Genomic DNA, 24,396 nt, shown 5'->3' with positions numbered 1-24,396 from the left:
TCCTAAAGTTTATGCATCGTATCGAAAATCTCTTGATTTTGAATGCTGATTTTGACACCTAAAGATTGTCCAAGTTGATGGAGTTCTTCCCGGATACCATCAAAATCACTCGTTGGATCCAATGCCAGAAGCATCATCATCGTAAAATAGTCCTCCATGATCGTTTGTGATACATCTAAAATATTGATATCCAATGCCGCCAATTTTTGACTCACTCCTGCGATGATGCCTACCTTATCTTTGCCAATAACGGTCAATACTGCTTTCATCTTACAACCGCCTTTCCATAAATTTTTCTTATTATAGCACAAGAAAACCGCAATTTCGATGATTGCTCAGACGAAATCACGGTTATAGTCAAACATTGTTCGTCATTCTACCCGTTCGATCAAGTTCATTGCTGCATCGAATTCGTAGATGATTGGTTGGGCATTAGGGATCTTGATCGTATCCATCGCATCCTCAGGCACATTTTCTACATACTTGACCAACGCCCGTAAACTATTGCCATGTCCCGTGATCAACACGTTCTTGCCCTCAGCGATCAGGGGAACCACTTCATCTAGCCAAAACGGAACGACCCGTGCCACCACCATCTCGAGATTTTCTCCTTTAGGTACCAATCGCTGATCCAAATGATCGTAACGACGATCAAAATCATTGGTTTCCACGTACAAGGGCGGTTCTTTGTAGCCACGACGCCAACGCTGGACTTGTGCTTCCCCGAACTGCGAGATCATGTCATCTTTGTTGACCCCAACCAATCGACCATAATGCCGCTCATTCAAACGCCAGGTTTTCATGACAGGGACCCACAATTGATCGGTGGCTTCTAACACCGCATTGCAGGTTGTCAATGTCCGCTGCAACATGGAGGTAAATGCATAATCAAATTGAATCCCTCTACTTTTAATCGCTAAGCCTGCTTGCCATGCTTGCTGCTGTCCTCTTTCGGTCAATGGCACATCTAACCAGCCCGTCCAGTAATTCGCAAAATTTGCTTCACTTTCACCATGGCGAATCAATACAACTTTCATCTAAACGCCTCCCTTTTACATTCGTTCCTATTATCGCAAGAAATCAACAATAAGTCTGTTTAGACGTGCTGTGCATCCTGTCTGATACACAAAAAAACTGCACGCCGATGACGTACAGTTTTGACACAAAGATTAATCTAAAATCGTTACTTTGACGGTACGTCGTCCCCATTGCTCTGCTTGGGAATTGGTTGGGAAATGAACATCGATGATATTGCCTTTGATTGCACCGCCAGTATCACTCGCAATCGCTTCGCCGTAACCTTCAACATACAATCTAGTTCCTAATGGAATGACTGAAGGATCCACTGCTACTGCCATCGGATTTTCTAATAGGTTTTGGCCAGTTGCTGTCACTGTACCGCCCCCCAATGTATCTGCCGGATCTGAGCTGTAAGCTGTTGATTCCATCGTTAAAGTTGTACCTGAATAATCGCTTGCGTCCGTTACTTCAGTTGAAGTGGTATCTTCAGTTGATGTTGAAGCTTCTTTACTAGATGCAGTTTTTGTTGATGTTTCCACTTTGGCATCTGTATCGATCACCAATGTTGTGCCATCATAAATCATATTTGGATCATCTAAATCGTTTTGATTTGCAATCGTTGCTACATGATCAAGATCGCCAAAATATTTTAGTGATAAAGCCGTTAAGGTATCATCCGATGTCACTACGTGTTTGACTTCATCTGCATGTGCGGTCGTGCTCATAGCTGCCAAGCTTGCAACAGCCGCCGTTGTAAGTAATAAAGATTTGATTGTTTTCATATGTGTAATTCCCTCGCTCTATGTAAGTTTCGTCGTAACGACTTGAACAATCATAACAGCACACCAGAATTTTTTGGTAACAATCTTGTGACGAAATATTTCACTTCGGTATGATTCATTAAACAACCTTTTAAAAATGGGGATTATTTTGTTCAAACACTGTTATATCAGCAAAAAACCAAAATTCTCTTCTTCATTGCCTGTAACAATGCAAGCAGCAACCTCTATTTTTTTATGAGAAATCATGGAAAAAGCCCACATGTAACCGATTAGCTCAATCAAGAATGACAACGATGTAACAATATGTCAGTTTTATTAAAAAGGTGAATAAATGAAAAAAGCAATGGAAATTTTTTTTGCTTTTTTCATTGAAGCTTATTGACTTAGCATGTGTTTATGCTATGATATGTCTTATTACTTATATGTATTTTTATACATTTTTAAATTTTAAACTGCATGTTTACAAAATGCATACACAAAAAGGAGCGTTCACATGAAAAGGTTCAACAAAGTTCTGATACTCTTTGGGTTGCTAGTGACCCTCTTGCCCTTTTTCTTAGTCCAACAAGTCAAAGCGGCAGAAACTGATCCAATCTATGATAAAATCAAAGCCAATGGTCAATTGGTTGTGGGGCTTTCAGCCGATTATGCCCCCTATGAATTCCATGCCACGATCGACGGCAAAGATGAGATCGTTGGTTTCGATATTTCCATTGCACAAAAAATCGCAGACGACTTAGGCGTTGAGCTGAAAATCGAAGAATTAGGTTTTGATGCTTTACTAGGTGCCTTGAAAACCGGCAAGATCGATGTCGTCATCTCTGGGATGGCGGCGACTGATGAACGGAAAAAAGAAGTGAATTTTTCAAACACTTATATGGAAGTGCAGCAAAAAGTCATCGTTAGAGCCGAAGATGCCGACACGTTCCAATCTACGTCAGATTTTGATGGTGTAGCCGTTGGGGCCCAAAAGCAAACGACCCAGGAAGAACTGGCAAAAACTGAATTAACGGGATCCACTGTCACTTCACTGCAAAAAGTCCCTGACTTGATCACCAATCTAACATCAGGAAAAATCGATGCGATCGTCATGGAAGGTCCAGTTGCGGATGCGTACGTGATGTCAAACGACAAGTTGGCGATAGCAGACAATGTCACATTTGAAAATGGCACCAAAGAAACAGCTGTCGCAATCTCAAAAGAAGCACCCGTCCTATTAGAAAAGGTCAATGCCTCCATTGACACGATCGTCAACAACGACTTATTGACCCAATATCAAGCCGAAGCCAACGCTTTGATGTTTGGTGATGAAGATACCGTTGAACAAGGCTTCTTTGCCAAATATTTGCCTTTTTATATCTCAGGGACCGGCTATACGATCTTTCTAGCTTTTGTTGGTGTTTTGTTCGGTTCAATCGGCGGCAGTTTGCTGGCATTCATGAAATTATCTAAGAACAAAATATTGAAAGTCATCGCAGCTGTTTATATTGAGTATGTTCGGGGAACACCTTTGTTGGTACAAATTTTTATTGTATACTTTGGTACAGGGGTCTTAGGCCTTGATTTGTCGAAAGTCACAGCTGGCTGTATTGCATTGGCCTTGAACAGTGCTGCGTATGTAGCAGAAATCATTCGAGCTGGCATCAACGCCGTCAACAAAGGACAGCTAGAAGCCGCGCGCTCACTGGGAATGAATCAGATGCAAGCCATGCGCTTCATCGTTTTCCCTCAAGCAATCAAAAATATTTTACCTGCATTAGGCAATGAGTTTGTCACTGTGATCAAAGAATCCTCCGTTGTTTCTGTGATCGGTGTATCCGAATTGATCTTTCAAACCGGGGTGGTTCAAGGCGCCAGCTTCAAACCATTCTTGCCTTATGTCATCGTATCATTGATTTACTTTGTATTGACCTTCGCTCTATCACGTTTGTTGGGCGTTGCTGAAAGGAGAATGAAAACTAGTGATTAAAATCGACAAACTTGTGAAAACATATGGTGAGAGCACCGTTTTGAATCAAATCGATCTAGAGGTAACATCCGGTGAAGTCGTAGTGATCATCGGGCCATCCGGCAGCGGCAAAAGTACCTTCTTACGTTGCTTGAATTTGCTCGAACAACCAACTGATGGTCAAATCACCTTCGAAGGCAATGATCTGTTGGCAAAAAATGTCAATATCGATCAGATTCGCCAAAAAATGGGGATGGTTTTTCAAAGCTTCAATCTCTTTCCCCACAAAACAGTTTTAGAAAATCTGACCCTCAGTCCAATCAAAGTCAAAAAAATGGCGCCAGCTGCGGCCGAAAAAACCGCCCAAGATTTGCTGGCACAAGTCGGTTTGGCAGATAAAGCCAACAGTTATCCGGCGAGTCTATCCGGCGGTCAACAGCAGCGTGTAGCGATTGCTCGCGCCCTGGCTATGGACCCAGACGTCATGCTCTTCGACGAACCAACTTCCGCTCTTGACCCTGAAATGGTCGGTGAAGTATTGGCGGTCATGCAAACACTGGCTGAAAAAGGTATGACGATGGTCGTCGTGACCCATGAAATGGGCTTTGCCAAAGAAGTGGCCGATCGGGTCATTTTCATGGCCGACGGCATCATTCAAGAACAAGGAACGCCAGAAGAAATATTTGATCACCCGCAAAACAGCCGAACCCAAGATTTCTTAAGTAAAGTATTATAAAAACTGGAGATGACAATACAATGGAACGTCCTTTGATCGCAGAAAGATTTCAAACACCTGCTGAAAATTTATTGATGGAAATTGCTACGCTGGCCAAAAAAACACCTAATTTGATCGACTTATCCATCGGTGATCCTGATTTGACCACTGATGCAACGATCATCAACGCCGCTTTTGACGATGTCAAGGCCGGTCATACCAAATACACAGCTTCTGATGGTAGTGCTGATTTTATCCAAACGGTTGTTGATTTTTACCAGAAGCAATACAATTTGACCTTCTCACCTAGCCAAGTTCGGGGAACAGTCGGCGCTTTACACGGTATGTATCTAGCGCTGGCGGCAATCTTGAATCCGGGTGACGAAGTGATCATCCATGAACCTTACTTCTCTCCGTATAAACAGCAAGTCGAACTTGCAGGCGGTGTACCAGTCTTTATTCCAACCTACGAGAAAGACGGTTTCCAAATCGATGTGGCAGTATTAGAAGCAGCGATCACAGACAAGACCCGAGGAATCATTATCAATTCACCGAACAATCCAACTGGTGCTGTCTTCTCGCCTGATACATTTAAACAAATTGCTGATGTGGCGATCAAGCATGATTTATTGATTCTATCAGATGAAGTCTATGAGGCATTTTGCTTTGACGAAACCTTTGTCCCAATGGCTGTTTTCGCACCAGAACATACCATTACTTTCAGTAGTTTTTCCAAAGCCTTTGCCATGACTGGTTGGCGGATCGGTTATATGATTGCGCCTGAAGCCATCAATCTGACCGCCAAATTGATCAATGAAGCCATCGCATATTCTGCGCCAACGCCTTCGCAACGTGCTGGGATCTATGCCCTTAACCATTATGATGAATTGGTTCCGCAAGTTGTAGCGGTGTTCAAAGAACGGTTGCGCTACATTGAAGAACGCGTGCAACAGATTCCCTTCCTATCCCTCTCTCCTGTCAAAGGCAGCATGTATGCCTTTATCAATATCTCAGGGAGCGGCTTAGATTCTGTTGCTTTTGTTGAGAAATTGCTGCAAGAAACAAGTGTGCTGATGATTCCAGGAAAAGCCTTTGGTGAAACCACCGGTGATACCTATGTCCGCCTCGCGGCAACACAATCATTGGAGGTACTAAAAGAAGCTTTCGATCGGATCGAGACTTGTCAATTCAAATAAAAATAAGCTTTCCCAAAATAAGGGAAAGCTTATTTTTATTTTTTCGCTTCTTCCACTAACTTCTTCATCGCTTCTGCTTGATAAGCTGCGGTGTATTCAGCGATTTTCGCTTGCTGTTCCGATTCGTCCATTGTCGGATCTGCCATCAAAGCTGCTTGCATTTTTTCTTGTACATATGCTTGTCCTTCAGTTTTCATGGTATCTGCTTGTTCCTCCGCCAAAGACGCTAGTTTTTTGGCTTGATCGACACTCAGCACTTCCCATGCATCAGGTACAGCAAATGTGTTCGTGCGTTCCACATATTCGCCGTCGTTATCCGCAATCCCGAATAAAAAGCGATAGACATCATTTTGATAGACCCAGCGAGTTGTATCCGTCGTCAGTTGCGCTGAATCAGCCCCTGTTTCCACAACATTCGTGACTTTATCAGTCCCTGTTTGTTTTGGCTCTTCCTGCGCGCTGTCCGTTTTATACAGATAGACTTTTTCTGTGCCATCACCTAAAGGTTGATAGAGAAGCAAATCAAATGCCTCACTGTCACCACTGGATACCAAAGCAGTTGTTTTCGAAGTGACTTCTTTCTCCATCCCGAAATGATAGGTCAAGTTGGCCATCAAAGCCACAAGACTACCTACGAAAACGACCCCAAGTACTAAAGACACTGCCGTTTGCCAAGACTTTTTAGCAAAGACATTAAGTAACGCAAAGCCTAGGACACTAAGAACGATCAAAATCAAGATCATTGATTGGCACCTCCTTTAAGCACTTTTAAAGCTGGCTCTTTCTTTTTAAGCGTAAAGGCAAAGAAGAAACCAACCAAACTAAAAGCTGTGGCTACATAAAAGGCTGCATGGTAACCAGATAAAGTTGCCTCAATTGCTTTATCTTTATACGCTAAAGGTGTCGCATCTAATAAACTGTCGCTTGGCAAATTGCCTTTCGTGACATTAGACAATACGCTGATCAAAATTGCTGTTCCGATCGAGCTCGCCACCTGACGGAACGTATTATTGACTGCCGTTCCGTGGCTCATCAAGTTAACAGGCAAGGCATTCATCCCAGATGTTGTGACTGGCATCATGACCATTGAAATCCCAAACATCCGAATACAATACAGAATAATAATATGCAAGATTGGGGTATCTTTCGTCAAAAAGGCAAACGGTAAAGTTGCCGCCGTCAAAATGAACATCCCAGTAATGGCCAAACGTTTGGCACCATATTTATCAAAGATAGCGCCAGTGATTGGCATCATGATCCCCATGATCAATGCACCTGGCAATAACATCAGGCCAGAATGAAAGGCTGATTCACCACGAATATTTTGAATATATAATGGTAAGACCATTTCTGCGCCGATCATAGCCATATTTGTGACACCAGATAAAATCGAAGCCATCGTAAAGGTATTGGATTTGAAGACCCGCAATTCCAAGAATGGATGCTCGATGTGTAATTGGCGCCATGTAAAGAGGGCGATAAAAATGACACCAGCTGCAAGGAAACCGATCACTTCAACACTGCCCCATCCTTTGTCGCCGACACTTGAAAATCCATAAAGCAAGGTACCAAAACCTACGGTGGACAACAGTGCGGAGAAAATATCGATTTTCGGATGAGATAGTTCGATGACGCTCTTCATCAAAAAGATCGCAAGCACTAAGACAAGAACCACAATTGGAATCACCATACCGAACAGATAACGCCAATCATAATGGTCAATGATCCATCCAGAAAGTGTTGGACCTAAAGCAGGCGCCAATCCAATCACAATCCCTGACATGCCCATCGCTGAACCACGTTTTTCTGGTGGGAAAATCGACAACATAATGTTTTGCAACAAAGGCATTGAAATCCCAACACCAGCCGCTTGAACTAAGCGACCAATCAATAAAGTAGAAAAATTAGGTGCTGTAAAACAAGCAATAGTTCCCACAAGGAAAATAGTCATTGCGGTCAAATAAAGACTTTTGGAACTAAATTTGTTGATCAACCATGCAGTGATGGGAATCATGATCCCATTCACCAATAAGAAACCAGTTGTCAACCATTGAACATCTGACGCTGTAATATCAAAAGCCTTCATTAAAGTCGGGAAAGCTGTTGTTAACAACGTTTGGTTCAATACGGTACAGAAAGTACCAATCAGCAAGACCATGACCAACAATGATCGATTGTATGGTTTGCCATATATATCTAAAGGACGACTCGTTGACATATTTCACACTCTTTTCAAATAGTTTTCATAAAGCACTCCTTACTTTAAAACTTTTGTGTTTATTTGTCAACCTACTTGACACAAAAGTAAAACAAGTTACAATATATACAAATACCTTTACAAGAATGGAGTCGATATGTCACATCTATTTCGAAATCTGGTGGAAAACGACAACCTATTGGTAGGCATCAGCGAACTTAGTCAAATGTGCAGCATCTCACCACGACAGTTGCGCTATTGGGAACAAAAAGGCTTTATCGTGTCTGTCGCGCAAGAAGAAAACGCGCCGCGAAAATACCGATTGCCTACTGTGATCAAAGTAGAAATGATCAAGCGATTTCTCGATGAAGGCTTCACTTTAGCCAAATCCGTTGAAAAAGCAGACAAAAAAATAAAAATTGCCCATCATATCCGCAAAGTATTTTCTGGTGCTTTGCAAAATCTGGAAGTCATCGATGACCGTTTCACGATCATTAGTTTGGGGCCCGTAGACGAAGACCAACACATTCTCCACATCATCCACGATGATGTCAGCCAAAAACTGCATTATGAATTATTGCCTAAACAAGAATCCTATGATTTTGATAAATTACGGCATTGTACCTCTCATGACACGACCAAAAAGGAAGACCGCTGAAATCGGTGTTCCTTTTTTCGTATGAATTTAATCGAAATCGATCAGTATGTAATGCGCAAAAAGTTGCCCACAGATATTTTGACGTACTACCCCTAGCGAAAGCCACATTCTTTGTTGTCTTCTTCGTAAACGTTTATACTTATAGTAGAAGAAAATAGGAAAGCGAGTGAATGTAATGGCAAAAATCAACGCAGCGACGGCAATGATCAACGTATTTGAGGCTTGGGGGATCGATCATATTTACGGTATCCCTGGCGGTTCATTCAATTCAACCATGGATGCTTTGTTCCATGAACGGCAAAGTGTCCAATATATTCAAGTCCGCCATGAAGAAGCAGGCGCATTGGCCGCAGCAGCAGATGCGAAGCTGACTGGCAAAATCGGTGCTGTCTTTGGCTCTGCTGGTCCTGGAGCGACCCATTTGATCAATGGTCTGTATGATGCCCAAATGGACAACGTGCCTGTGGTCGCTTTGCTTGGACAAGTCGCCTCCACCTCTATGAACTATAATGACTTTCAAGAAATGAACGAAAATCCAATGTTTGCGGATGTCAGTATCTACAATCGAACGGTGATGTCTCCAGAAAGCTTGCCGCATGTCGTAGATGAAGCAATCAAAGCGGCGTACAAATTTAGTGGCGTAGCTGTTGTAACCATTCCCGTTGACTTTGGATTCGAAGAAATCGAAGATCTTGATGTTGCCACAGCTGCCAACCACAAAACAGCAGTCTTTCAGCCCACAGATCATGATTTGCGCGCAGCTTTACCCTTCTTTGAACAAGCGAAACAACCTTTGCTCTATATTGGTCAAGGTGTCTTTGGTGATTTTGAAGCGATCAAAGCTTTTTCCGATCATTTCTCCATGCCAGTGGCCGCTTCCGTTTTAGCCAAAGGCATCGTTCCGGACTTATATGAAAACTTCTTAGGCTTTGCTGGGCGGGTCGCGACAAAACCCGCCAATGAAGCGTTAGCTGTTGCCGATCTGATCGTTTTTGTCGGCAGTGATTTTCCATTTGGTCGGCGCTTTTTCAATCCTGAAGCAAAGTTTGTCCAAGTAGATATCGATGCCTCTAAATTTGGCCGCCGACATCATACAGATGTCTCTGTTTTAGGTGATGGCGGCACCGCCTTGAAAAAATGGGTTGAGATAGGACGTGCCCGTCCAGCCGATAAATGGTTGCATGCCAATCAGCAAAATAGTCTAAACTGGCATCATTGGCGGCATCTATTTGATACCAATAACCAAGTACCATTAAGGCCTGAACCAGTCTACAAAGAAATCAACCGCATCGCCGAAGACGATGCTGTCTTTGTCACCGATGTCGGCAATGTGACGATCCATAGCATTCGACATCTCGAAATGACCGGCCAACAACGCTTTACCACATCTGGCTGGTTTGCAACGATGGGCAATGGCGTACCCGGAGGTATTGCCGCCAAGTTGAGTTATCCAGAGCGACAGGTCTTTACCTTCAGCGGCGATGGTGGTTTTGCTATGCAAATGCAAGATATCATTACCCAAGTCAAATACAATTTACCCATCATCAATGTGGTGTTCTCCAATGATTCTTTTGGCTTCATCGAAGCAGAACAGGAAGATACTGAACAGACTAAATTTGGTGTGGAAATCGCAGGTGCTGATTTTGGCAAAGTTGGTGAAGCATTAGGTGCGAAAGGTTATACCGTGACAGAGAGCCATCAGCTGCCTTCAGTCTTCGAGCAAGCAAAATCCAGTACCAAACCAGTTGTGATCGATGTCAAGATTGCCAATGAACGCCCACTCCCTGTTGAAGAATTACGTTTGGATCCTGAATCTTTCACCCCTGAAGAGATCCATGCGTTCAAAGAAAAATATCAAGTGCATGATATGCCCGCATTGAGTGAACTACTCTCATAATAAAAGACAGCTAGACAGATAAAAAAGAACCATGATCGATTTCTCTCGATCATGGTTCTTTGCTGTCCAACTTATTTGTTATAGATTTTTGGTCCCTTACGCATGTTTTTGCGGTCATTTTTTGGAGATTCCATTTTTTTTGAACGGCCGCCACCTTGTTTTTTCTTAATTAATTCGCGCATTTTTTCTTTTTGATCCATTGCTATCACCTCATTTTTTGCACATGACGCACTTACTCATAAAAAGCTGATTACGCTTTATTCGCCTGTTGTGTATAAAATTGGGATCGCCTTGCATGGACAGGCTGACCACTTTGTATACCTAGCTTAATTTACTTTGATTTAAAGGATTTGTCAATACTTTTCAGCTAGGCTTCTGTCTAGAGGATTCAGCACACGATCATCATAAATATTCAAATTTATTTAAATTCTTTAATTTTTCTGATTATTAAGCGCCTTTGTGCTTATAATAGAGATAGGACACCGCTTTCAAAACAACTTCACCACTCCTCATTCTTCCTTTTTTGGTGCTTGGCAGCGACGTCCAATTTATATGAAAGGAGGTTTGATGCGTGCTCGAAAGCTATGCCCCAGAGCAAATCTATTTTACCGTATTACTCATTTGCGCTTTTTTAGCGGTGGTTTTGCTGATTTTCGGTGATATTTTTGATTTCGATGGTCCGATCGATCCAATGCTGATCATTCCATGGATCGCCTTTCTCAGTTTACTCGGCTACATCGGTGAACAGTGGTTCACCCTATCTTCAATCCGTATCTTCCTAGTCAGCAGCGCTTTATCCACCGGTCTCGTTTTTCTGTTAAACTTTTACATCTTAGTCCCACTCCGCCAAGCGGAATCCACATTGTCCAGTTCTGAAAAAAAATTTGAAGGACGCGTGGCCACTATATTGACTCCTATCCCTTGTCAAGGTCTAGGCGAGATCCAGTTGTCCAGTGTGACTGGTTCGACCAATCGACCAGCCGCAGCCTTTCAATCCATCGAAGAACCGCTGGCAGCCGGGACAAGTGTTTTGATCATTGAAGTCAAAGACCGGGTCTGTTATGTCGTCCCCTATGTCGACCAACAACTAAAACTTTAAAAGAGGTGGTTCTATGTCAATCCTATACTCAACATTGTTCATACCGATCGTGTTACTATTGTTTATTCTCTTGATGCTGCTGATTGTTTTTGTATCAAAGTACCAAACAGCTAAACCTGACGAAGCGCTGATCATCAGCGGCAGCTACTTAGGCAAGAAAAATGTCCATGCCGATGAGAGCAATAATCGAATCAAAATCGTCAGAGGTGGCGGGGCTTTCGTCTTGCCTGTCTTTCAACGATCGAATCGCATCAGTTTGTTATCCAGCAAACTTGATGTGTCAACACCTGAAGTTTACACGGAGCAAGGTGTACCTGTCATGTGCGATGGGACATCGATCATCAAAATCGGTTCTTCCGTTGAAGAAATTGCCACAGCAGCTGAGCAATTTCTCGGAAAGACGCGAGATGAATTGGAAAATGAAGCCCGGGAAGTCTTAGAGGGACATCTTAGATCGATCCTTGGTTCAATGACCGTAGAAGAAATCTATCAGAACCGGGATAAATTCAGTCAAAGCGTGCAAGAAGTTGCCTCCGTCGATTTGGCAAAAATGGGCTTGATCATCGTTTCTTTCACCATTAAAGAAGTCCGGGACAAAAACGGCTATCTTGACTCATTAGGAAAACCCCGCATCGCCCAAGTCAAACGGGATGCTGAAATCGCTGAGGCAGAAGCACTAAAAGAAACCCGCATCAAAAAAGCCCGCTCTGAACAAGAATCGCAAACTGCCGAGTCAAAGCGTTTGACTGAGATCGCAGAAGCATTGAAAGAAAAAGAATTAAAGTTGGCATTGTATAAGAAGGAACAAGACATCGCCAAAGCCGATGCTGACCAAGCCTATCACTTGCAAAGTGCCATCATCAAGCAACAAGTCGTGGCGCAAGAGATCGAAGTTCAAGTCATTGAACGGCAAAAACAGATCGAGCTGGAAGAAAAAGAAATTCAAAGACGTGAGCGCCAATACGACGCAGAAGTCAAAAAGAAAGCTGATGCTGACCGGTATGCCCGTGAGCAAGACGCATTAGCCAAAAAAAGCTTGGCCCAAGCCACAACGGAAGCCGAGAAATTCCGCACCGAGTCGATGGCGAAAGCAGAATCAGATAAGATCCGTTTGATTGGATTGGCTGAAGCTGAAACCACCCTAGCCAAAGGAACGGCAGAAGCCGAAACGAAGGAGAAAATCGCAGATGCCTTCAAGAAATATGATGAAGCGGCGATCCTCAGTATGATCGTTGAAATCATGCCTGCATTAGTCAAAGAAGCAGCCGCCCCACTAGCCAATATTGACAAAATATCTGTCGTCGATACTGGCTCAAGCGAAGGCGGCGGTGCCAACCGTATAACCAATTATGCCACCAATCTCTTGGCTTCCAGCCAAGAAACTTTAAAAGAAACAACTGGCTTAGATGTCAAAGCATTGATTGAGAATTTCGCTGGCGCTTCTGAATTGATGAAAAAGGACTAAACCTATTTTAACCAGCAGCGAAACCATGTATAAGGCATGGATTCGCTGCTGGTCTTTTATTGGATCGTATTGATAAACGCATCCGTACTCAAAATCGTCGCAAATTCATCATGCAGCGTTGCCAAAGTAATTTGGTGGATCAATTCCGCATCGATCAATTGACCTCGATGATCCATCAAGTCAAAGGCCGCAGTCGCATCGTCAACAAGATACGTCTGATACCCAAGATTGCCGCTCATGCGTGTTGTCGTGGACACACAATGAGGCGTGGTCAACCCAATAATGACGACCTTTTTGATTTGTCTTGTATCTAAGTAGTTTTGCAAATCCGTCCCAATAAATGCACTATTGACCTCTTTTTCGATCACTTTTTCTTCTGGCAAAGCTTCGAAACCCTTCTGTGGTTCAAAGCCCTCATGATGCACATAAAAACGTGATGCTTGATGTGCTGAACGATGGCGGACATGAATGATTTGCCAATCTTTCTGCCGACACAGGTCTAGGATACGCAGCATGTTGGCCTCAGCTTGCGGATTGTTTCTATTCCCCCAGGAAGGGTCTTGAAACGCTTTTTGGACATCTATGATCAATAATGCGGCGTGATCATTCATTGTAATTGCCTCCTTGTGTTTGAATGGTTTGGGCGTTTTATATATTGTACGCGAAATCGTATGTGAATACTACGAAATGATAGCTGACAAAACGGAAACAATGGTCTTATTTTGATATTCAAAAAACAAGCCCTCATCTGCGGCTTCGCCATATTCATAACCAGCGTTTGGTAGCCACTCAGTGATGATTCTTTTATCGATTTCCCGCTACCTGTACCAGAGAAAATTGCCCATGTCGATGCAGGAACTTGATAAGATTCAAAAGAACCTATTTGTGTTTCATCACTATTCATGCAAAATACAGTCAAGTTTTTCTGAAGTCATTTCAGTTTGATTTGCACAACCGCCAACTTTTGTGCTATCTTCTTTGTCACATCATAGCATAGATGCAGGAAACCTTGTTTCATTAAAGTTGATTAGGATCGACCAATTCCCTCAGACTACAAAAAAAACCAGCTAAGCAAATCTGCCTAACTGGTTTTTTACTAATCGCTTATTTCTATTTCTTCTCCAACAACACTACACACTCCACATGTGTTGTCTGCGGGAATAAATCAACCGGCTGTACTTGTTTCGTTTCATATCCTTGTTCTGCGAACAATGCCAAATCACGGGCCAATGTTGCTGGATTACATGAGATATAGATAATCCGTTCTGGACCAACCGCTGCAGTGGTTTCGATGAATGACGCATCCAATCCTTTACGTGGTGGATCGACGAAGACTACAGTTGGCTGAATGCCTTCACGTAACCATTGCGGCATGATTTTTTCGGCTTTGCCGACGAAATAATGGACATTATCAACGCCGTTGCGTTTGGCATTGGCTTTGGCATCGTTGACGGCTTCAGGAATCACTTCCATCCCTAAGACTTCACTGACTTGGTCCGCTAAACTAATACCGATCGTTCCGATTCCTGCATAGGCATCAACAACGATATCATCTGGTTTCAATTGCGCCATTTCAAAGGCTTTTTGATAGAGTACTTCTGTCATTTCAGTATTGACTTGATAAAATGATTTGGCTGAAATTTGGAATATTTTGCCTAATAATTGGTCTTCGATCGTTTCTTTGCCATACAACACACGGCCAAATTCACCCAAGATGACATTGGTCTTCTCTTCATTGATGTTTTGAATAACGGATACGACTGTTGGGATCTCATCATGAATGACGGTAGCAATTTCTTCGCCTTTGAAGAATTTAGGTTTTCTGGTCACCAAAACAACCATCATTTCACCTGAATGGTGTCCACGTCGGACCACAATGTGGCGCAAAAAGCCTTCATGGGCCTCTTCGTTGTAGGCTTTTACATTGAAACGCTGCAAAATATCTCTGATCGTGATGATTGCTTGATCAATTTGCGGATCTTGGATATAAAAATCTTCAATCGGCACCAATGTATGACTGTTTTTCCGATAAAACCCCGTTGTTAAGGCACCATTGATTTTTTGGACTGGGATCTGTGCTTTATTGCGGTAGCCAAACGGCTCTGTCATGCCGATTGGCGCAAGAACAGGTACATCTAGTTTGGCGATTTTCGTTAAGACATTTTCCACTTGCTGCTGTTTGAACAGTAGTTGTTTGTCATAACTTAGATGGCTTAGTGGCGCAATCCCTGTGCGCAACAAGGCTTCATTCGGCAGTTCTTGCCGGTCGGGACTTGTTTCAAGAAATTTCATCACTTTCGCGAAGCCAAATTTGTTGCCGACTTTTAAAACTTTAGCGATGACTTTTTCTTTTGGCAATGTATTTTCAATAAATAATAAGTAGCCATCCACTTTTGCGATCCCATTTCCTTCATGGGAAAGATCGATGATCTCGACTTCAATTTCCTGATTCTTTTCTACTGGATAATTTTTCATTGTTATCTCCTTTAAGTTTGCTCTCTTCATTGTAAAAAGGTCCTGAAGAAATTGCAAGGGTTGTTTCTGCGACTGCCGTAAAAAAAGCCAGAGCATAACGCTCTGACTTTAGCGGACTGATTGATCAGCCTATTTTTTCTTTTTCTGTGACTTTTCACGTTCGCTCTTGTTCAAGATTTGTTTTCTTAAACGAATGCTTTCAGGTGTTACTTCACAGTACTCATCTTCATTCAAGAATTCCAATGATTCTTCAAGTGAAAGGATTCTTGGTTTCTTGATCACTGACGTTTGGTCTTTGTTTGCTGAACGCACGTTGGTCATTTGTTTTGCTTTGGTAATATTAACAGTTAAGTCATTATCACGAGAGTTTTCACCGATGATCATGCCTTCATAAACATCTGTACCTGGTTCAACAAAGACAGTTCCACGTTCTTCGATACTCATGATTGAGTATGTAGTTGCTTTACCTGTATCGATCGATACTAGCGCACCATGATGGCGGCCGCCGATTTGTCCTTGGATCATTGGCAAGTATTGGTCAAATGTGTGGTGCATGATGCCGTATCCGCGTGTCATAGATAAGAACTCAGTCGTATACCCAATCAAGCCACGTGCTGGTGCCAAGAAGATGATCCGTACTTGGCCATTGCCAGTGTTGATCATATCTTGCATTTCTGCTTTACGCAAACCTAATGATTCGATGACTGAACCCATATATTCTTCAGGGGTATCGATTTGTACGCGTTCAAATGGTTCACATTTGACGCCATCGATTTCTCTTTCGATAACTTCAGGACGAGATACTTGCAATTCGAACCCTTCGCGACGCATGTTTTCGATCAAGATCGACAAATGCAATTCACCACGGCCAGAAACAGTCCATGCATCTGGTCCGATTGGATCAACACGCAATGATACGTCTGTTTGCAATTGTGCCATTAAGCGTTCTTCGATTTTACGTGCTGTCACGAATTTACCTTCACGACCCGCAAATGGTGAGTTATTTACAATAAAAGTCATTTGCAGCGTTGGTTCATCAATGTGCAAGACTGGCAATGAATCTTGTTGATCGATTGGTGTAACTGTTTCACCAACGAAGATATCTTCCATACCAGATACTGCAATCAAGTCGCCGGCTTTGGCTTCTTGGATTTCTAAACGTTTCAAGCCGAAGAAACCAAACAATTTGGTGACACGGAATTTCTTGACTGTGCCATCTAATTTCATCAATGCTACTTGGTCACCGACTTTGATCTTGCCGCGGAAGACGCGACCGATACCGATACGGCCAACATAATCATTGTAATCAAGTAATGATACTTGGAATTGTAATGGTTCATCACTATTGTCTACTGGTGCTGGGATATGTTTGATAATTGTATCAAACAATGGCGCCATCGTTTTTTCTTGATCTGCAGGATCATCTGATTCACTTGATGTGCCGTTGATCGCTGAAGCATAGATCACTGGGAAATCCAATTGATCATCATCTGCGCCCAATTCAATAAACAATTCTAATACTTCATCAACCACGTGCTCAGGACGTGCTGAAGGTTTGTCAATTTTATTGACAACCACGATTGGTACTAAATGTTGTTCTAAGGCTTTTTTCAATACGAAACGTGTTTGAGGCATCGTTCCTTCGTACGCATCAACAACCAATACTACACCATCAACCATTTTCATGATCCGCTCTACTTCACCACCGAAGTCCGCGTGTCCAGGGGTATCCATGATGTTGACTTTGGTACCGTTGTATTCTACAGCTGTGTTCTTGGCTAAAATCGTGATACCGCGTTCTTTTTCGATCGCGTTTGAATCCATCGCACGTTCTTGTAATTGCGTATGGCTATCCAATGTTTGTGATTGTTTCAATAATTCATCAACTAATGTTGTTTTTCCGTGGTCAACGTGGGCAATAATGGCTACGTTACGGATATCATTTCTAAAGTTCAATCTATTTTGCTCCTTCTTTGTTGACATTGCACTCGACAAGCCATTATAACAGAATTTCTTTCTGAAATATAGTGTAAAGTTTTCATTTTTACAGAAAAAAACAGATATTTAGAAAATACCTGTTTTTACCCGCTATTTTGGCTTGATTCCAAAGCGATTTCCTCGTTTTTTGACGCATTAGGCATAGTCAATTATCGTTAACAACTATTGCTTCATCAAAGTCATCAACTCATCGAACGCTTTGGGTGTTCCGCCTACGAATAATTCTCGGCCATTTAGGGACAACGGCTCGCCATTGATATTGGCCATTTTCAAGCCCAGCGTTTCTAATAAGACGCCTCCTGGTGCGTAATCCCATGGTGCCAAATGTGAGATATAGGCGGCTCTTTGTCCTTTGACTAATGCAATCAATTCAAACCCTGCACAACCTGTCATGCGAATACCTAGAGAGCGATCGCTGACTTCGGTTTCATGGTGACGGTTATGGATCAACATTGGAGAGTTCAACCCGACCAGACCTTCTGATAAAGCAATATTTTTTGGTGGATGGATTTCTTTGCCGTTGTTGAACACACCGATCTCCGGTCCGCCCCATAAGAATTCATCTTTCATGACGTTATACACAAAACCGAATCGACCTTGGCCTTCTTCATAAATTGCGATCATAATACAAAAGTTTTCTTTTTCTAATACGAAATTCATCGTGCCGTCGATTGGATCAATGATAAATACGCGACCACTTAAATCATCTAAGTGATCTAAGCCATTTTCTTCTCCCAAAATTTTCGCGTCAGGGTCATAGGCTTTGATTTGATCGATCAGATAGTCTTGGGTTGCTTTGTCCATTTCAGTTACTAGATCTTTGCGTCCAGATTTGGTTTCGACGCGCAAATGTTCTTTAGTCAAACTTTCCTTGATCTGTTCGCCAGCGTCGATCATCCAACTATGTACTGCTTTGACGATATCTTGCATGCTTTTATCGATCCTTTCTTATGCTTTCATTTTTAGTTTGCCTGTGGTTTCCTTTGCGGTTTTGACCGTTTGATACAAGGAATAACCGGAAAGTGATTCAAATTCTCGTCCCAATCGCCGTTCTTCCCCAATACTCGGAACCACTTTTTTGAAGGCTTGATAACTGCTCAAAAAATCGGTGGCAGGAAGGCCTTTTTCGTACGCTTGTTCCAATTGATCCCATAATTTCATTACTACGACCATTTCTTCTGTGTTCCAATCCAAATCAAGCGGATATTGATACTCTCGCATAGTGTTCACCTCTGTTTTTCTTTCCCTTTTAGTGTACCATAAAATTGCTTCAAGACGAAAAAACTCTGGTTGAGCTTTTCATCGTTTCTTTTCTCTTCAATTTGTGCCAAAATAGAGTCAGTTTCAACAAGAAAGGTGCATACTATGAAAGAAAGAATCGTTGCTTTTGGTGATGCGATCATCGCAATCATCATTACTATTATCGTATTAGAATTGCCCATCCAATTGACGTAGTCCGGAACCATCGAAGTATGGGCACTCCTGCGGGCTATTGGTATTTATTTTATCAGTTTTTGTTTCGTCGGTGACCTGTGGTATCAAGGGGCTGGACTATTCAGTAAAATCAACAAAATATCAAATAAAGATTTTGTCGTATATATATTTTTCTTATTTTTCATGTCCTTGATTCCTACTTTTACTCGTCTGCTGATTGAAGATACCAACCAGCAAGTCGTCTTGATCTATGGTCTGCTGAGTTTCCTAGTCACTGCTTTATGGACATATCTCGTCTTGTCTTTGAACAAACAACTCAATCAACACGCCGCTGATCCTTTTATCCAAAATAAAGAACGCCAAAGACAGCGGATGATGTTGTTGTTTCGACTTATATTACTGGTACTTGCCTTCTTCTTCCCCCGCTTCGGCTTGATCATTTATTTGATTTTACCGATCATGGGCTTCTTACAAAATATGATTGATCATGAAGAAGATACTTATATCGAACAAATGAATGACGAACAGCGGGCGTATTATTTGAAACAGTGGCGTCAACCGCTGGGACATTAGCTGACACGGTATAAGGATGTGTTGGCAACTGGCAAGGATGAACAAGCCAACGACTATGCTGATCCTCAGTGGTGGGTCCAATTCAATCACAATTGGCAAGAACAAATTGAAAAGCAATTGGCTGAAACGAGTACAAAGTTGGCACAATCCACAAATGACCAAGAACGCAGGCATTTGAAAATGGAGCAAAACCGTCTCCAAAACGAAAAAAACAAAGCCGAAAAAGTCCTGCAACGGGTCACGAACCAGAACAATCGCCGGCAAAGAGGACCAGGTCGAAAACGTTAAGCAAAAAAAAGCCGCTGGCAGATATGATGCCAGCGGCTTTTAAGCGGATATTTTGTTGTTTGTCTGTGCATTTGTTACACTTGAAGCATACAAAAAAGGAGGAATATCTGTGCGTTTAGAAAACAAAAAAATCATTGCCTTAGTGGACAATGATTTTGAAGACTTAGAGTTGTGGTACCCTGTCCACCGCTTAAGAGAAGAAGGCGCTCAAGTTGACTTGGTTGGTCAAGAAGCCCATAAAACTTATATTGGCAAATACGGCGTCCCGGCTGAATCAGCCTATGCATTTACTGATATCGCAGCCGCTGATTACGATGCAATATTGGTACCGGGTGGCTGGGCACCAGATAAATTGCGTCGCTTTCCTGAAGTGATCTCTTTTGTCCAAGAAATGGATAAAGAGCAAAAAATCATTGGACAGATCTGTCATGCTGGCTGGGTCTTGATCTCAGCCAATATTTTACAAGGCAAAACGGTCACTAGCACGCCAGGGATCAAAGATGATATGACCAACGCAGGTGCAACATGGGTTGATACACCAGCCGTTACTGATGGCCATATCGTATCTAGCCGCCGTCCGCCTGATCTACCAGATTATATGCGTGAATTTATTGCTGTATTAGAGAAAAAATAAGAAAAAACCGCTGAAGCTTTAGTGTTATACTCCCCCTATTTAGGACCTGAAATATAAAAAGTCCTGTATAGGGGGTATTTTGTATGCCAAAAAGAAAGATGAAACTCATCCATAAAAACGAGTAGAACTAGTGGAGAGATACTTGAATGGTGAATACAGCATGGACACAGCTTAGCTCGCTTTGCAGTCATTGGTTTGGTTGCAGGGACTGAAATCGGACTTCTTCTTTGGCTTCAAGAAGACCTAGAAATTTATTATCAATTCTAATTCCTCTCTTAGGTAATGATTTTTCTTGTTCACGTTTCTTTATATCATAGCTGTAAGGAAATAAATGACAATAAACAGCATTCTCAAGCACTATATGGGAAATCGTTTCATTTTCATTTATTTCTACCTGTTGATTGTAGACTATATAGTTTTTGACTATTCCAAATTTTTCATCTTTGAGAAATGCTGCTCTAATTGATTTACGATTCTCTCACTAGCTTGTCCATCTCCATATGGATTTTTAGCTTTTGACATTTTTTGATAAAGAGAATTATTTGATAAAAGATGCTTTATCTCTGAGTATACACGTTCTTCTTCTGTGCCAATTAACTTTAGAGTTCCTGCAGCAATGCCTTCAGGTCTTTCTGTAGTATCTCTAACAATCAGCACAGGTACGCCTAACGAGGGAGCTTCTTCTTGAATTCCGCCTGAATCAGTCAAGACAAGGTAACTTTTGGATAGCAATTGATAGAATTCAGGCGTATTTAATGGCTCGATCAATTTTATATTTCTTTGTCCATCTAAATATTGGTAGGCAATTTCACGCACTTTAGGGTTTTTATGAACCGGAAATACTACAAGAAATTCTGGGTATTCATTTGCTATTTTTTTTAACGCACTAAACACCTGTTCCATTGGTTGACCTATATTTTCTCTTCGGTGCATTGTTACTAATATTATTTTTTCTTTACTATTAGCATCTATAGCATTATGGATCTGCTTTTGTTCTAATATATTGAATAAAGCATCAATAGATGTATTTCCAGTCACATAAATTTGCTGCTGAGGCAAGTTTTCTTTGACCAGATTCTCTTTGCTTTTTTCGGTAGGAGCAAACATAAAGTCTGACATCTGATCAATTAAACTTCTATTCATTTCTTCCGGAAAGGGATTGTTTTTATCACCAGTTCTTAACCCCGCTTCTACGTGACCAATTAAAATTTTTTCATAAAATGCTGCTAGTGCAGCAGCAAATGCTGTAGTTGTATCTCCATGAACTAGAATGAGATCAGGTTTTTCTGATTGAAAAATCGTTTCAAGGCCTTGAATAATACGACTGGTAATACTCGTTAGAGATTGATTTTCTCGCATAATCTCTAAATTATAATTTGGCACTATTTTGAAAGATGCTAAAGTTTGGTCTAGCATTTCCTTATGTTGGCCGGTAACGATTATTTTAGAGTCGAATCTTGAAGAACGCATCAACTCTTTTATTACAGGGGCCATTTTTATTGCTTCTGGCCTAGTACCAAAAACTGAGACTACCTTAATTTTCTTCATCACACATCTCCTTCTTTATTATTTAATCAAGTTGCTTTATATATATCTGATTCCACTGCAATAGATATGCAGGTAAACCATATTTTTCAATAATTGTCTCTCTAGACTTTTGGCTAATTTTTTTTCGATAATTTTCATTTTTCAAAAATTTTTTTAAAGTTTCTACCATAGCTTGAGTATCCCCCGCATCTACCAAATATCCATTTTTATTATGTTGTATTAACTCAGGAATACCACCTACTTTCGTTGATAGATTGGGAATCCCGGATGCCATCGTTTCCAAAATGGACATTGGCATTCCTTCATGATACAACGGAAGAAAATGTAATACTGATTGATTTAATATTTCTGGCATTTCTTCCTTCCCTATCCAATGTTTTAAGTAGACGTTATTAATTTTTTCGTGTTTAATCTGTTTATCTATATCAGCGTTTTCTTGATCACCATACATCACAAAACGGATTGAAGGAAATTCTATAGCAATCTCTTTAGCAACTTCTAGTACATCAAAACTCCCTTTTCTTTGCCCAATTCTACCGAGTGTGAGAATCCATTCTGCATTTGCATCATAAACATTTTTATCGGGTAATTCTACTGCGTTAGGAATAATATCGATGGCTGTAGTTGTAATCGACTGATAAAAATTTGCCCAACTTTGACTTAAAACGACCAATTGGTCAACCTGTTCGAATATTTGGCGAATCCACCACTTCTCCCAACGGTGACTGTTTTGATAAAATTGATCAAATTTTGAAGCGTGTAAATGAAAAATAACTTTACACTTTTTTGGTGCTAAAAGTAATAGCATACTCTTCCGGTAAAAACTCCCTTTCTGAGCGACATGAAAATGAATAATTTGACAATTATTTTTTTTGATCTTATATCTAAAACTAAAAAATGCGATGATCTGTGTTAAAATTGTCCATTTTTCAGACCAAGTTTTGTGATAATAAAAATTGAGATCTGGGGGTGTCTCAGCTTCTAAGAAATTACGGATAACCGTTGCCATTCCTCCTTTTGCATTTAGATCCGGTCCAACTAGTAAAATATTCATATTTTTTTTTGTTTCCTTTCAATAAAGTATTGTAGAATCTGTCGAACCTCTTTATTGTATATAGAGATAGTTATAATAATTAATGCTATTGTTAAAGATTTTTCAAGCCAGATATTTCGATTATAAGCTACAAAAATTGCGAAGATGTATAGTATAAGTGTCAACGTCACTTGACGTTTCACCGAGAACCCTTCCCAATGTTTCATAGAAAAATATGTACGTGAAAGAAAGAAAGTCAAGTATCCTGCTGCAGTTGCACAGGCAGCCCCTATGGCTCCACTTATCGGTATTAACAATAGATGACAAATAAAAGCAACAGCTACAGCAATAAATGACGCAGCAATATTCAAATGGCTCTTCTTAGAAAAGACGATTCCTAAATTTGTCGTTTCACTGATTGTCATCATTAAGGGGTAAAAACACAGTAACGGGAATACATATTGAGCTTCTGCGTATTCACGAGATAATAAATAGATGATACTTTCCTTAAAGAAGACCATAAACAAAAAGAATAGCGATATCAAAAACATGATCAAGTGACTCACTCGTTCATAATAATAAATTGGTTTTCTTTGTTTAAACCACTCATAGGCAGTTGGAACCCAAAAATTCGCAAAACTTATTTGTAAAACCATTAATGCACTTGCTATTTTAAATCCCGCAGTATAGATTCCTAATGAAGAAAAATCAGTAAAGTGGCGAAGCATAACTTTATCAATAATCATCAATAAGCTATATAAGAATGTACCTATGACAATTGGAAGGCCAAAATGCATTAATTTGTGAATCAGGTCATAATCGATTTGTCTTTCGATAGGAAAAAAAAATTTATAATTTCCTATAATCAAAATACAGTCCCCTATCATTTGGCCAACCAACATGCCATAAACTACGGTAATAAAAGTTGGAGAATACATATATAGAAAGAACAAAGTTGTTAACAATACCACTAGTTTCACTAAAATACTGTATACGGAAAACTTAACGGCATGATTTTGCATGCGAATATATAGCAGTATAAATCGCTCAAATATAAGCAAACTAATTGAACCAGCAAGTAGGTAGATTGCATAAGAATACGTTGGAGAAGCAAACAAAATTCGAGAAAATCCTGAAGAGAATATTATCAAAATAGCTTGCAAAGCCATCGCTCCTATTAATGGTACAATCATAGCTTGCTGTAAAAGTGCACGCTTATTCATTTGATCATGATATTCTCGAGTAAAGGCTTGATCAAACCCCAGATAGATAATATAAATCAAAAAAGTTTGCGCCAGAAAAAACATACTTGTTTTGCCATACTCTTCTGGTGTCAAAAAACTGGTTGTTACAGGTAGAAGAACAAGATTCAATAGTGCTGAGCCTAATGATCCTATGGAAAACAAACCCAATCTCATAAACAATTTCTTCACAAA

At 41.0% G+C, this 24,396-nt stretch carries 25 protein-coding genes; 11 read left to right on the top strand and 14 right to left on the bottom strand.

Features of this window, described 5'->3' with window-relative positions:
• Window positions 1–2: 2 nt before the first annotated feature.
• The 3 genes from ACYVRS_RS10020 to ACYVRS_RS10010 all read right to left on the bottom strand — a co-directional run bounded on the left by ACYVRS_RS10020 (window position 3) and on the right by ACYVRS_RS10010 (window position 1,802).
• Window positions 3–269: an ACT domain-containing protein gene (locus ACYVRS_RS10020; RefSeq protein ID WP_054116810.1), complete on the bottom strand. Its 267-nt coding sequence runs from the start codon at window positions 267–269 to the stop codon at window positions 3–5.
• Between the two features lie 102 nt (window positions 270–371).
• Entirely contained in the window at window positions 372–1,037 is a 666-nt protein-coding gene (locus tag ACYVRS_RS10015) for a 2,3-bisphosphoglycerate-dependent phosphoglycerate mutase (protein ID WP_461203280.1), read from the bottom strand.
• Between the two features lie 132 nt (window positions 1,038–1,169).
• Window positions 1,170–1,802 (bottom strand): 3D domain-containing protein, encoded by a 633-nt coding sequence (locus ACYVRS_RS10010; protein WP_461203279.1) that lies wholly within the window; start codon window positions 1,800–1,802, stop codon window positions 1,170–1,172.
• Window positions 1,803–2,295: 493 nt separating this feature from the next.
• Here ACYVRS_RS10010 and ACYVRS_RS10005 point away from each other — a divergent pair, with 493 nt between their 5' ends.
• The 3 genes from ACYVRS_RS10005 to ACYVRS_RS09995 are packed head-to-tail and all read left to right on the top strand — an operon-like array spanning window position 2,296 to window position 5,661.
• A complete protein-coding gene (locus ACYVRS_RS10005; protein ID WP_461203277.1) occupies window positions 2,296–3,771 on the top strand; it encodes an ABC transporter substrate-binding protein/permease in 1,476 nt (491 codons plus the stop codon).
• On the top strand, window positions 3,764–4,486 hold the full coding sequence (locus tag ACYVRS_RS10000) for an amino acid ABC transporter ATP-binding protein (protein ID WP_313537849.1): 723 nt from the start codon (window positions 3,764–3,766) through the stop codon (window positions 4,484–4,486). The genes ACYVRS_RS10005 and ACYVRS_RS10000 overlap by 8 nt, the downstream gene beginning before the upstream one ends.
• Before the next feature lie 20 nt (window positions 4,487–4,506).
• Window positions 4,507–5,661: a pyridoxal phosphate-dependent aminotransferase gene (locus ACYVRS_RS09995; RefSeq protein WP_461203276.1), complete on the top strand. Its 1,155-nt coding sequence runs from the start codon at window positions 4,507–4,509 to the stop codon at window positions 5,659–5,661.
• A gap of 35 nt (window positions 5,662–5,696) precedes the next feature.
• Here the strand turns inward: ACYVRS_RS09995 and ACYVRS_RS09990 are convergent, their stop codons facing one another.
• Together ACYVRS_RS09990 and ACYVRS_RS09985 are read right to left on the bottom strand one after the other, a co-directional pair.
• Window positions 5,697–6,404, bottom strand: a complete 708-nt coding sequence (locus tag ACYVRS_RS09990; protein ID WP_313537845.1) for a DUF4811 domain-containing protein — start codon at window positions 6,402–6,404, stop codon at window positions 5,697–5,699.
• Window positions 6,401–7,879 carry an MDR family MFS transporter gene (locus ACYVRS_RS09985; protein WP_054116803.1) on the bottom strand — a complete coding sequence of 493 codons (1,479 nt, stop codon included), beginning with the start codon at window positions 7,877–7,879 and terminating at the stop codon, window positions 6,401–6,403. Before ACYVRS_RS09985 ends, ACYVRS_RS09990 begins: the two co-directional genes overlap by 4 nt.
• Window positions 7,880–8,015: 136 nt before the next feature.
• Between ACYVRS_RS09985 and ACYVRS_RS09980 the strand changes: the two genes are divergently transcribed.
• Window positions 8,016–8,516, top strand: coding sequence for a MerR family transcriptional regulator (locus tag ACYVRS_RS09980; protein WP_054116802.1), 501 nt, complete (start codon window positions 8,016–8,018; stop codon window positions 8,514–8,516).
• 175 nt (window positions 8,517–8,691) lie between these two features.
• A complete protein-coding gene (gene spxB / locus ACYVRS_RS09975) occupies window positions 8,692–10,413 on the top strand; it encodes a pyruvate oxidase (protein ID WP_313537840.1) in 1,722 nt (573 codons plus the stop codon).
• A 71-nt stretch (window positions 10,414–10,484) separates the two neighbouring features.
• Here the strand turns inward: spxB and ACYVRS_RS09970 are convergent, their stop codons facing one another.
• Window positions 10,485–10,613 carry a hypothetical protein gene (locus ACYVRS_RS09970; RefSeq protein WP_054116800.1) on the bottom strand — a complete coding sequence of 43 codons (129 nt, stop codon included), beginning with the start codon at window positions 10,611–10,613 and terminating at the stop codon, window positions 10,485–10,487.
• A 371-nt stretch (window positions 10,614–10,984) separates the two neighbouring features.
• Between ACYVRS_RS09970 and ACYVRS_RS09965 the strand changes: the two genes are divergently transcribed.
• Together ACYVRS_RS09965 and floT are read left to right on the top strand one after the other, a co-directional pair.
• On the top strand, window positions 10,985–11,512 hold the full coding sequence (locus ACYVRS_RS09965; RefSeq protein ID WP_461203275.1) for an NfeD family protein: 528 nt from the start codon (window positions 10,985–10,987) through the stop codon (window positions 11,510–11,512).
• 13 nt (window positions 11,513–11,525) lie between these two features.
• Complete coding sequence (gene floT / locus ACYVRS_RS09960) at window positions 11,526–12,977, top strand: flotillin lipid rafts scaffold protein FloT (RefSeq protein WP_461203274.1); 1,452 nt, start codon at window positions 11,526–11,528, stop codon at window positions 12,975–12,977.
• A 56-nt stretch (window positions 12,978–13,033) separates the two neighbouring features.
• On the opposite strand, the gene ACYVRS_RS09955 is transcribed toward floT, so the two are convergent.
• The 5 genes from ACYVRS_RS09955 to ACYVRS_RS09935 form a co-directional block, all read right to left on the bottom strand.
• The gene (locus ACYVRS_RS09955) at window positions 13,034–13,588 is read right to left on the bottom strand and encodes a cysteine hydrolase family protein (RefSeq protein ID WP_461203272.1); all 555 of its coding nucleotides are present in this window, start codon (window positions 13,586–13,588) and stop codon (window positions 13,034–13,036) included.
• Between the two features lie 499 nt (window positions 13,589–14,087).
• Window positions 14,088–15,452, bottom strand: coding sequence for a 23S rRNA (uracil(1939)-C(5))-methyltransferase RlmD (rlmD, locus tag ACYVRS_RS09950; protein ID WP_461203270.1), 1,365 nt, complete (start codon window positions 15,450–15,452; stop codon window positions 14,088–14,090).
• A gap of 129 nt (window positions 15,453–15,581) precedes the next feature.
• A complete protein-coding gene (typA, locus tag ACYVRS_RS09945; protein WP_054116786.1) occupies window positions 15,582–17,408 on the bottom strand; it encodes a translational GTPase TypA in 1,827 nt (608 codons plus the stop codon).
• Window positions 17,409–17,612: 204 nt separating this feature from the next.
• Window positions 17,613–18,380, bottom strand: a complete 768-nt coding sequence (locus ACYVRS_RS09940; protein ID WP_461198625.1) for an inositol monophosphatase family protein — start codon at window positions 18,378–18,380, stop codon at window positions 17,613–17,615.
• A gap of 18 nt (window positions 18,381–18,398) precedes the next feature.
• Window positions 18,399–18,671 (bottom strand): UPF0223 family protein, encoded by a 273-nt coding sequence (locus tag ACYVRS_RS09935; protein ID WP_054116784.1) that lies wholly within the window; start codon window positions 18,669–18,671, stop codon window positions 18,399–18,401.
• Between the two features lie 144 nt (window positions 18,672–18,815).
• On the opposite strand from ACYVRS_RS09935, the gene ACYVRS_RS09930 reads away from it, so the two are divergent.
• The 4 genes from ACYVRS_RS09930 to ACYVRS_RS09915 all read left to right on the top strand — a co-directional run bounded on the left by ACYVRS_RS09930 (window position 18,816) and on the right by ACYVRS_RS09915 (window position 20,379).
• Window positions 18,816–18,905: a TMEM175 family protein gene (locus ACYVRS_RS09930; RefSeq protein WP_313537830.1), complete on the top strand. Its 90-nt coding sequence runs from the start codon at window positions 18,816–18,818 to the stop codon at window positions 18,903–18,905.
• 9 nt (window positions 18,906–18,914) lie between these two features.
• Complete coding sequence (locus ACYVRS_RS09925; RefSeq protein WP_461203294.1) at window positions 18,915–19,457, top strand: TMEM175 family protein; 543 nt, start codon at window positions 18,915–18,917, stop codon at window positions 19,455–19,457.
• A gap of 21 nt (window positions 19,458–19,478) precedes the next feature.
• Window positions 19,479–19,745 (top strand): hypothetical protein, encoded by a 267-nt coding sequence (locus ACYVRS_RS09920; protein WP_461203269.1) that lies wholly within the window; start codon window positions 19,479–19,481, stop codon window positions 19,743–19,745.
• Window positions 19,746–19,854: 109 nt separating this feature from the next.
• Window positions 19,855–20,379, top strand: a complete 525-nt coding sequence (locus tag ACYVRS_RS09915) for a type 1 glutamine amidotransferase domain-containing protein (protein ID WP_313537828.1) — start codon at window positions 19,855–19,857, stop codon at window positions 20,377–20,379.
• A 423-nt stretch (window positions 20,380–20,802) separates the two neighbouring features.
• Here ACYVRS_RS09915 and wecB read toward each other — a convergent pair whose 3' ends face one another.
• From wecB to ACYVRS_RS09900, 3 genes are read right to left on the bottom strand one after another with little or no spacing between them, the layout of a single operon-like run.
• On the bottom strand, window positions 20,803–21,927 hold the full coding sequence (gene wecB / locus ACYVRS_RS09910; protein WP_313537826.1) for a non-hydrolyzing UDP-N-acetylglucosamine 2-epimerase: 1,125 nt from the start codon (window positions 21,925–21,927) through the stop codon (window positions 20,803–20,805).
• A gap of 22 nt (window positions 21,928–21,949) precedes the next feature.
• Complete coding sequence (locus tag ACYVRS_RS09905) at window positions 21,950–22,981, bottom strand: glycosyltransferase family 4 protein (protein ID WP_461203268.1); 1,032 nt, start codon at window positions 22,979–22,981, stop codon at window positions 21,950–21,952.
• Window positions 22,978–24,393, bottom strand: coding sequence for a lipopolysaccharide biosynthesis protein (locus ACYVRS_RS09900; RefSeq protein WP_461198622.1), 1,416 nt, complete (start codon window positions 24,391–24,393; stop codon window positions 22,978–22,980). The genes ACYVRS_RS09905 and ACYVRS_RS09900 overlap by 4 nt, the downstream gene beginning before the upstream one ends.
• Window positions 24,394–24,396: the final 3 nt, after the last annotated feature.

Source organism: Enterococcus salsurae, from assembly GCF_054784955.1.
This window is presented reverse-complemented; position numbering and strand designations above follow the sequence as displayed.

Excerpts from the sequence above, each read along its gene's own strand:
- ACYVRS_RS09955 (WP_461203272.1), bottom strand. The coding sequence starts at position 13,588 with ATGAATGATCACGCCGCATTATTGATCATAGATGTCCAAAAAGCGTTT.
- ACYVRS_RS10015 (WP_461203280.1), bottom strand. The coding sequence starts at position 1,037 with ATGAAAGTTGTATTGATTCGCCATGGTGAAAGTGAAGCAAATTTTGCG.
- ACYVRS_RS09980 (WP_054116802.1), top strand. The coding sequence starts at position 8,016 with ATGTCACATCTATTTCGAAATCTGGTGGAAAACGACAACCTATTGGTA.
- floT (WP_461203274.1), top strand. The coding sequence starts at position 11,526 with ATGTCAATCCTATACTCAACATTGTTCATACCGATCGTGTTACTATTG.
- ACYVRS_RS09970 (WP_054116800.1), bottom strand. The coding sequence starts at position 10,613 with ATGGATCAAAAAGAAAAAATGCGCGAATTAATTAAGAAAAAACAAGGT.
- ACYVRS_RS10005 (WP_461203277.1), top strand. The coding sequence starts at position 2,296 with ATGAAAAGGTTCAACAAAGTTCTGATACTCTTTGGGTTGCTAGTGACC.
- ACYVRS_RS10010 (WP_461203279.1), bottom strand. The coding sequence starts at position 1,802 with ATGAAAACAATCAAATCTTTATTACTTACAACGGCGGCTGTTGCAAGC.
- wecB (WP_313537826.1), bottom strand. The coding sequence starts at position 21,927 with ATGAAGAAAATTAAGGTAGTCTCAGTTTTTGGTACTAGGCCAGAAGCA.
- ACYVRS_RS10020 (WP_054116810.1), bottom strand. The coding sequence starts at position 269 with ATGAAAGCAGTATTGACCGTTATTGGCAAAGATAAGGTAGGCATCATC.
- ACYVRS_RS09940 (WP_461198625.1), bottom strand. The coding sequence starts at position 18,380 with ATGCAAGATATCGTCAAAGCAGTACATAGTTGGATGATCGACGCTGGC.
- spxB (WP_313537840.1), top strand. The coding sequence starts at position 8,692 with ATGGCAAAAATCAACGCAGCGACGGCAATGATCAACGTATTTGAGGCT.
- ACYVRS_RS09930 (WP_313537830.1), top strand. The coding sequence starts at position 18,816 with ATGAAAGAAAGAATCGTTGCTTTTGGTGATGCGATCATCGCAATCATC.
- ACYVRS_RS09985 (WP_054116803.1), bottom strand. The coding sequence starts at position 7,879 with ATGTCAACGAGTCGTCCTTTAGATATATATGGCAAACCATACAATCGA.
- ACYVRS_RS09905 (WP_461203268.1), bottom strand. The coding sequence starts at position 22,981 with ATGAATATTTTACTAGTTGGACCGGATCTAAATGCAAAAGGAGGAATG.
- ACYVRS_RS09990 (WP_313537845.1), bottom strand. The coding sequence starts at position 6,404 with ATGATCTTGATTTTGATCGTTCTTAGTGTCCTAGGCTTTGCGTTACTT.
- ACYVRS_RS09935 (WP_054116784.1), bottom strand. The coding sequence starts at position 18,671 with ATGCGAGAGTATCAATATCCGCTTGATTTGGATTGGAACACAGAAGAA.
- rlmD (WP_461203270.1), bottom strand. The coding sequence starts at position 15,452 with ATGAAAAATTATCCAGTAGAAAAGAATCAGGAAATTGAAGTCGAGATC.
- ACYVRS_RS09995 (WP_461203276.1), top strand. The coding sequence starts at position 4,507 with ATGGAACGTCCTTTGATCGCAGAAAGATTTCAAACACCTGCTGAAAAT.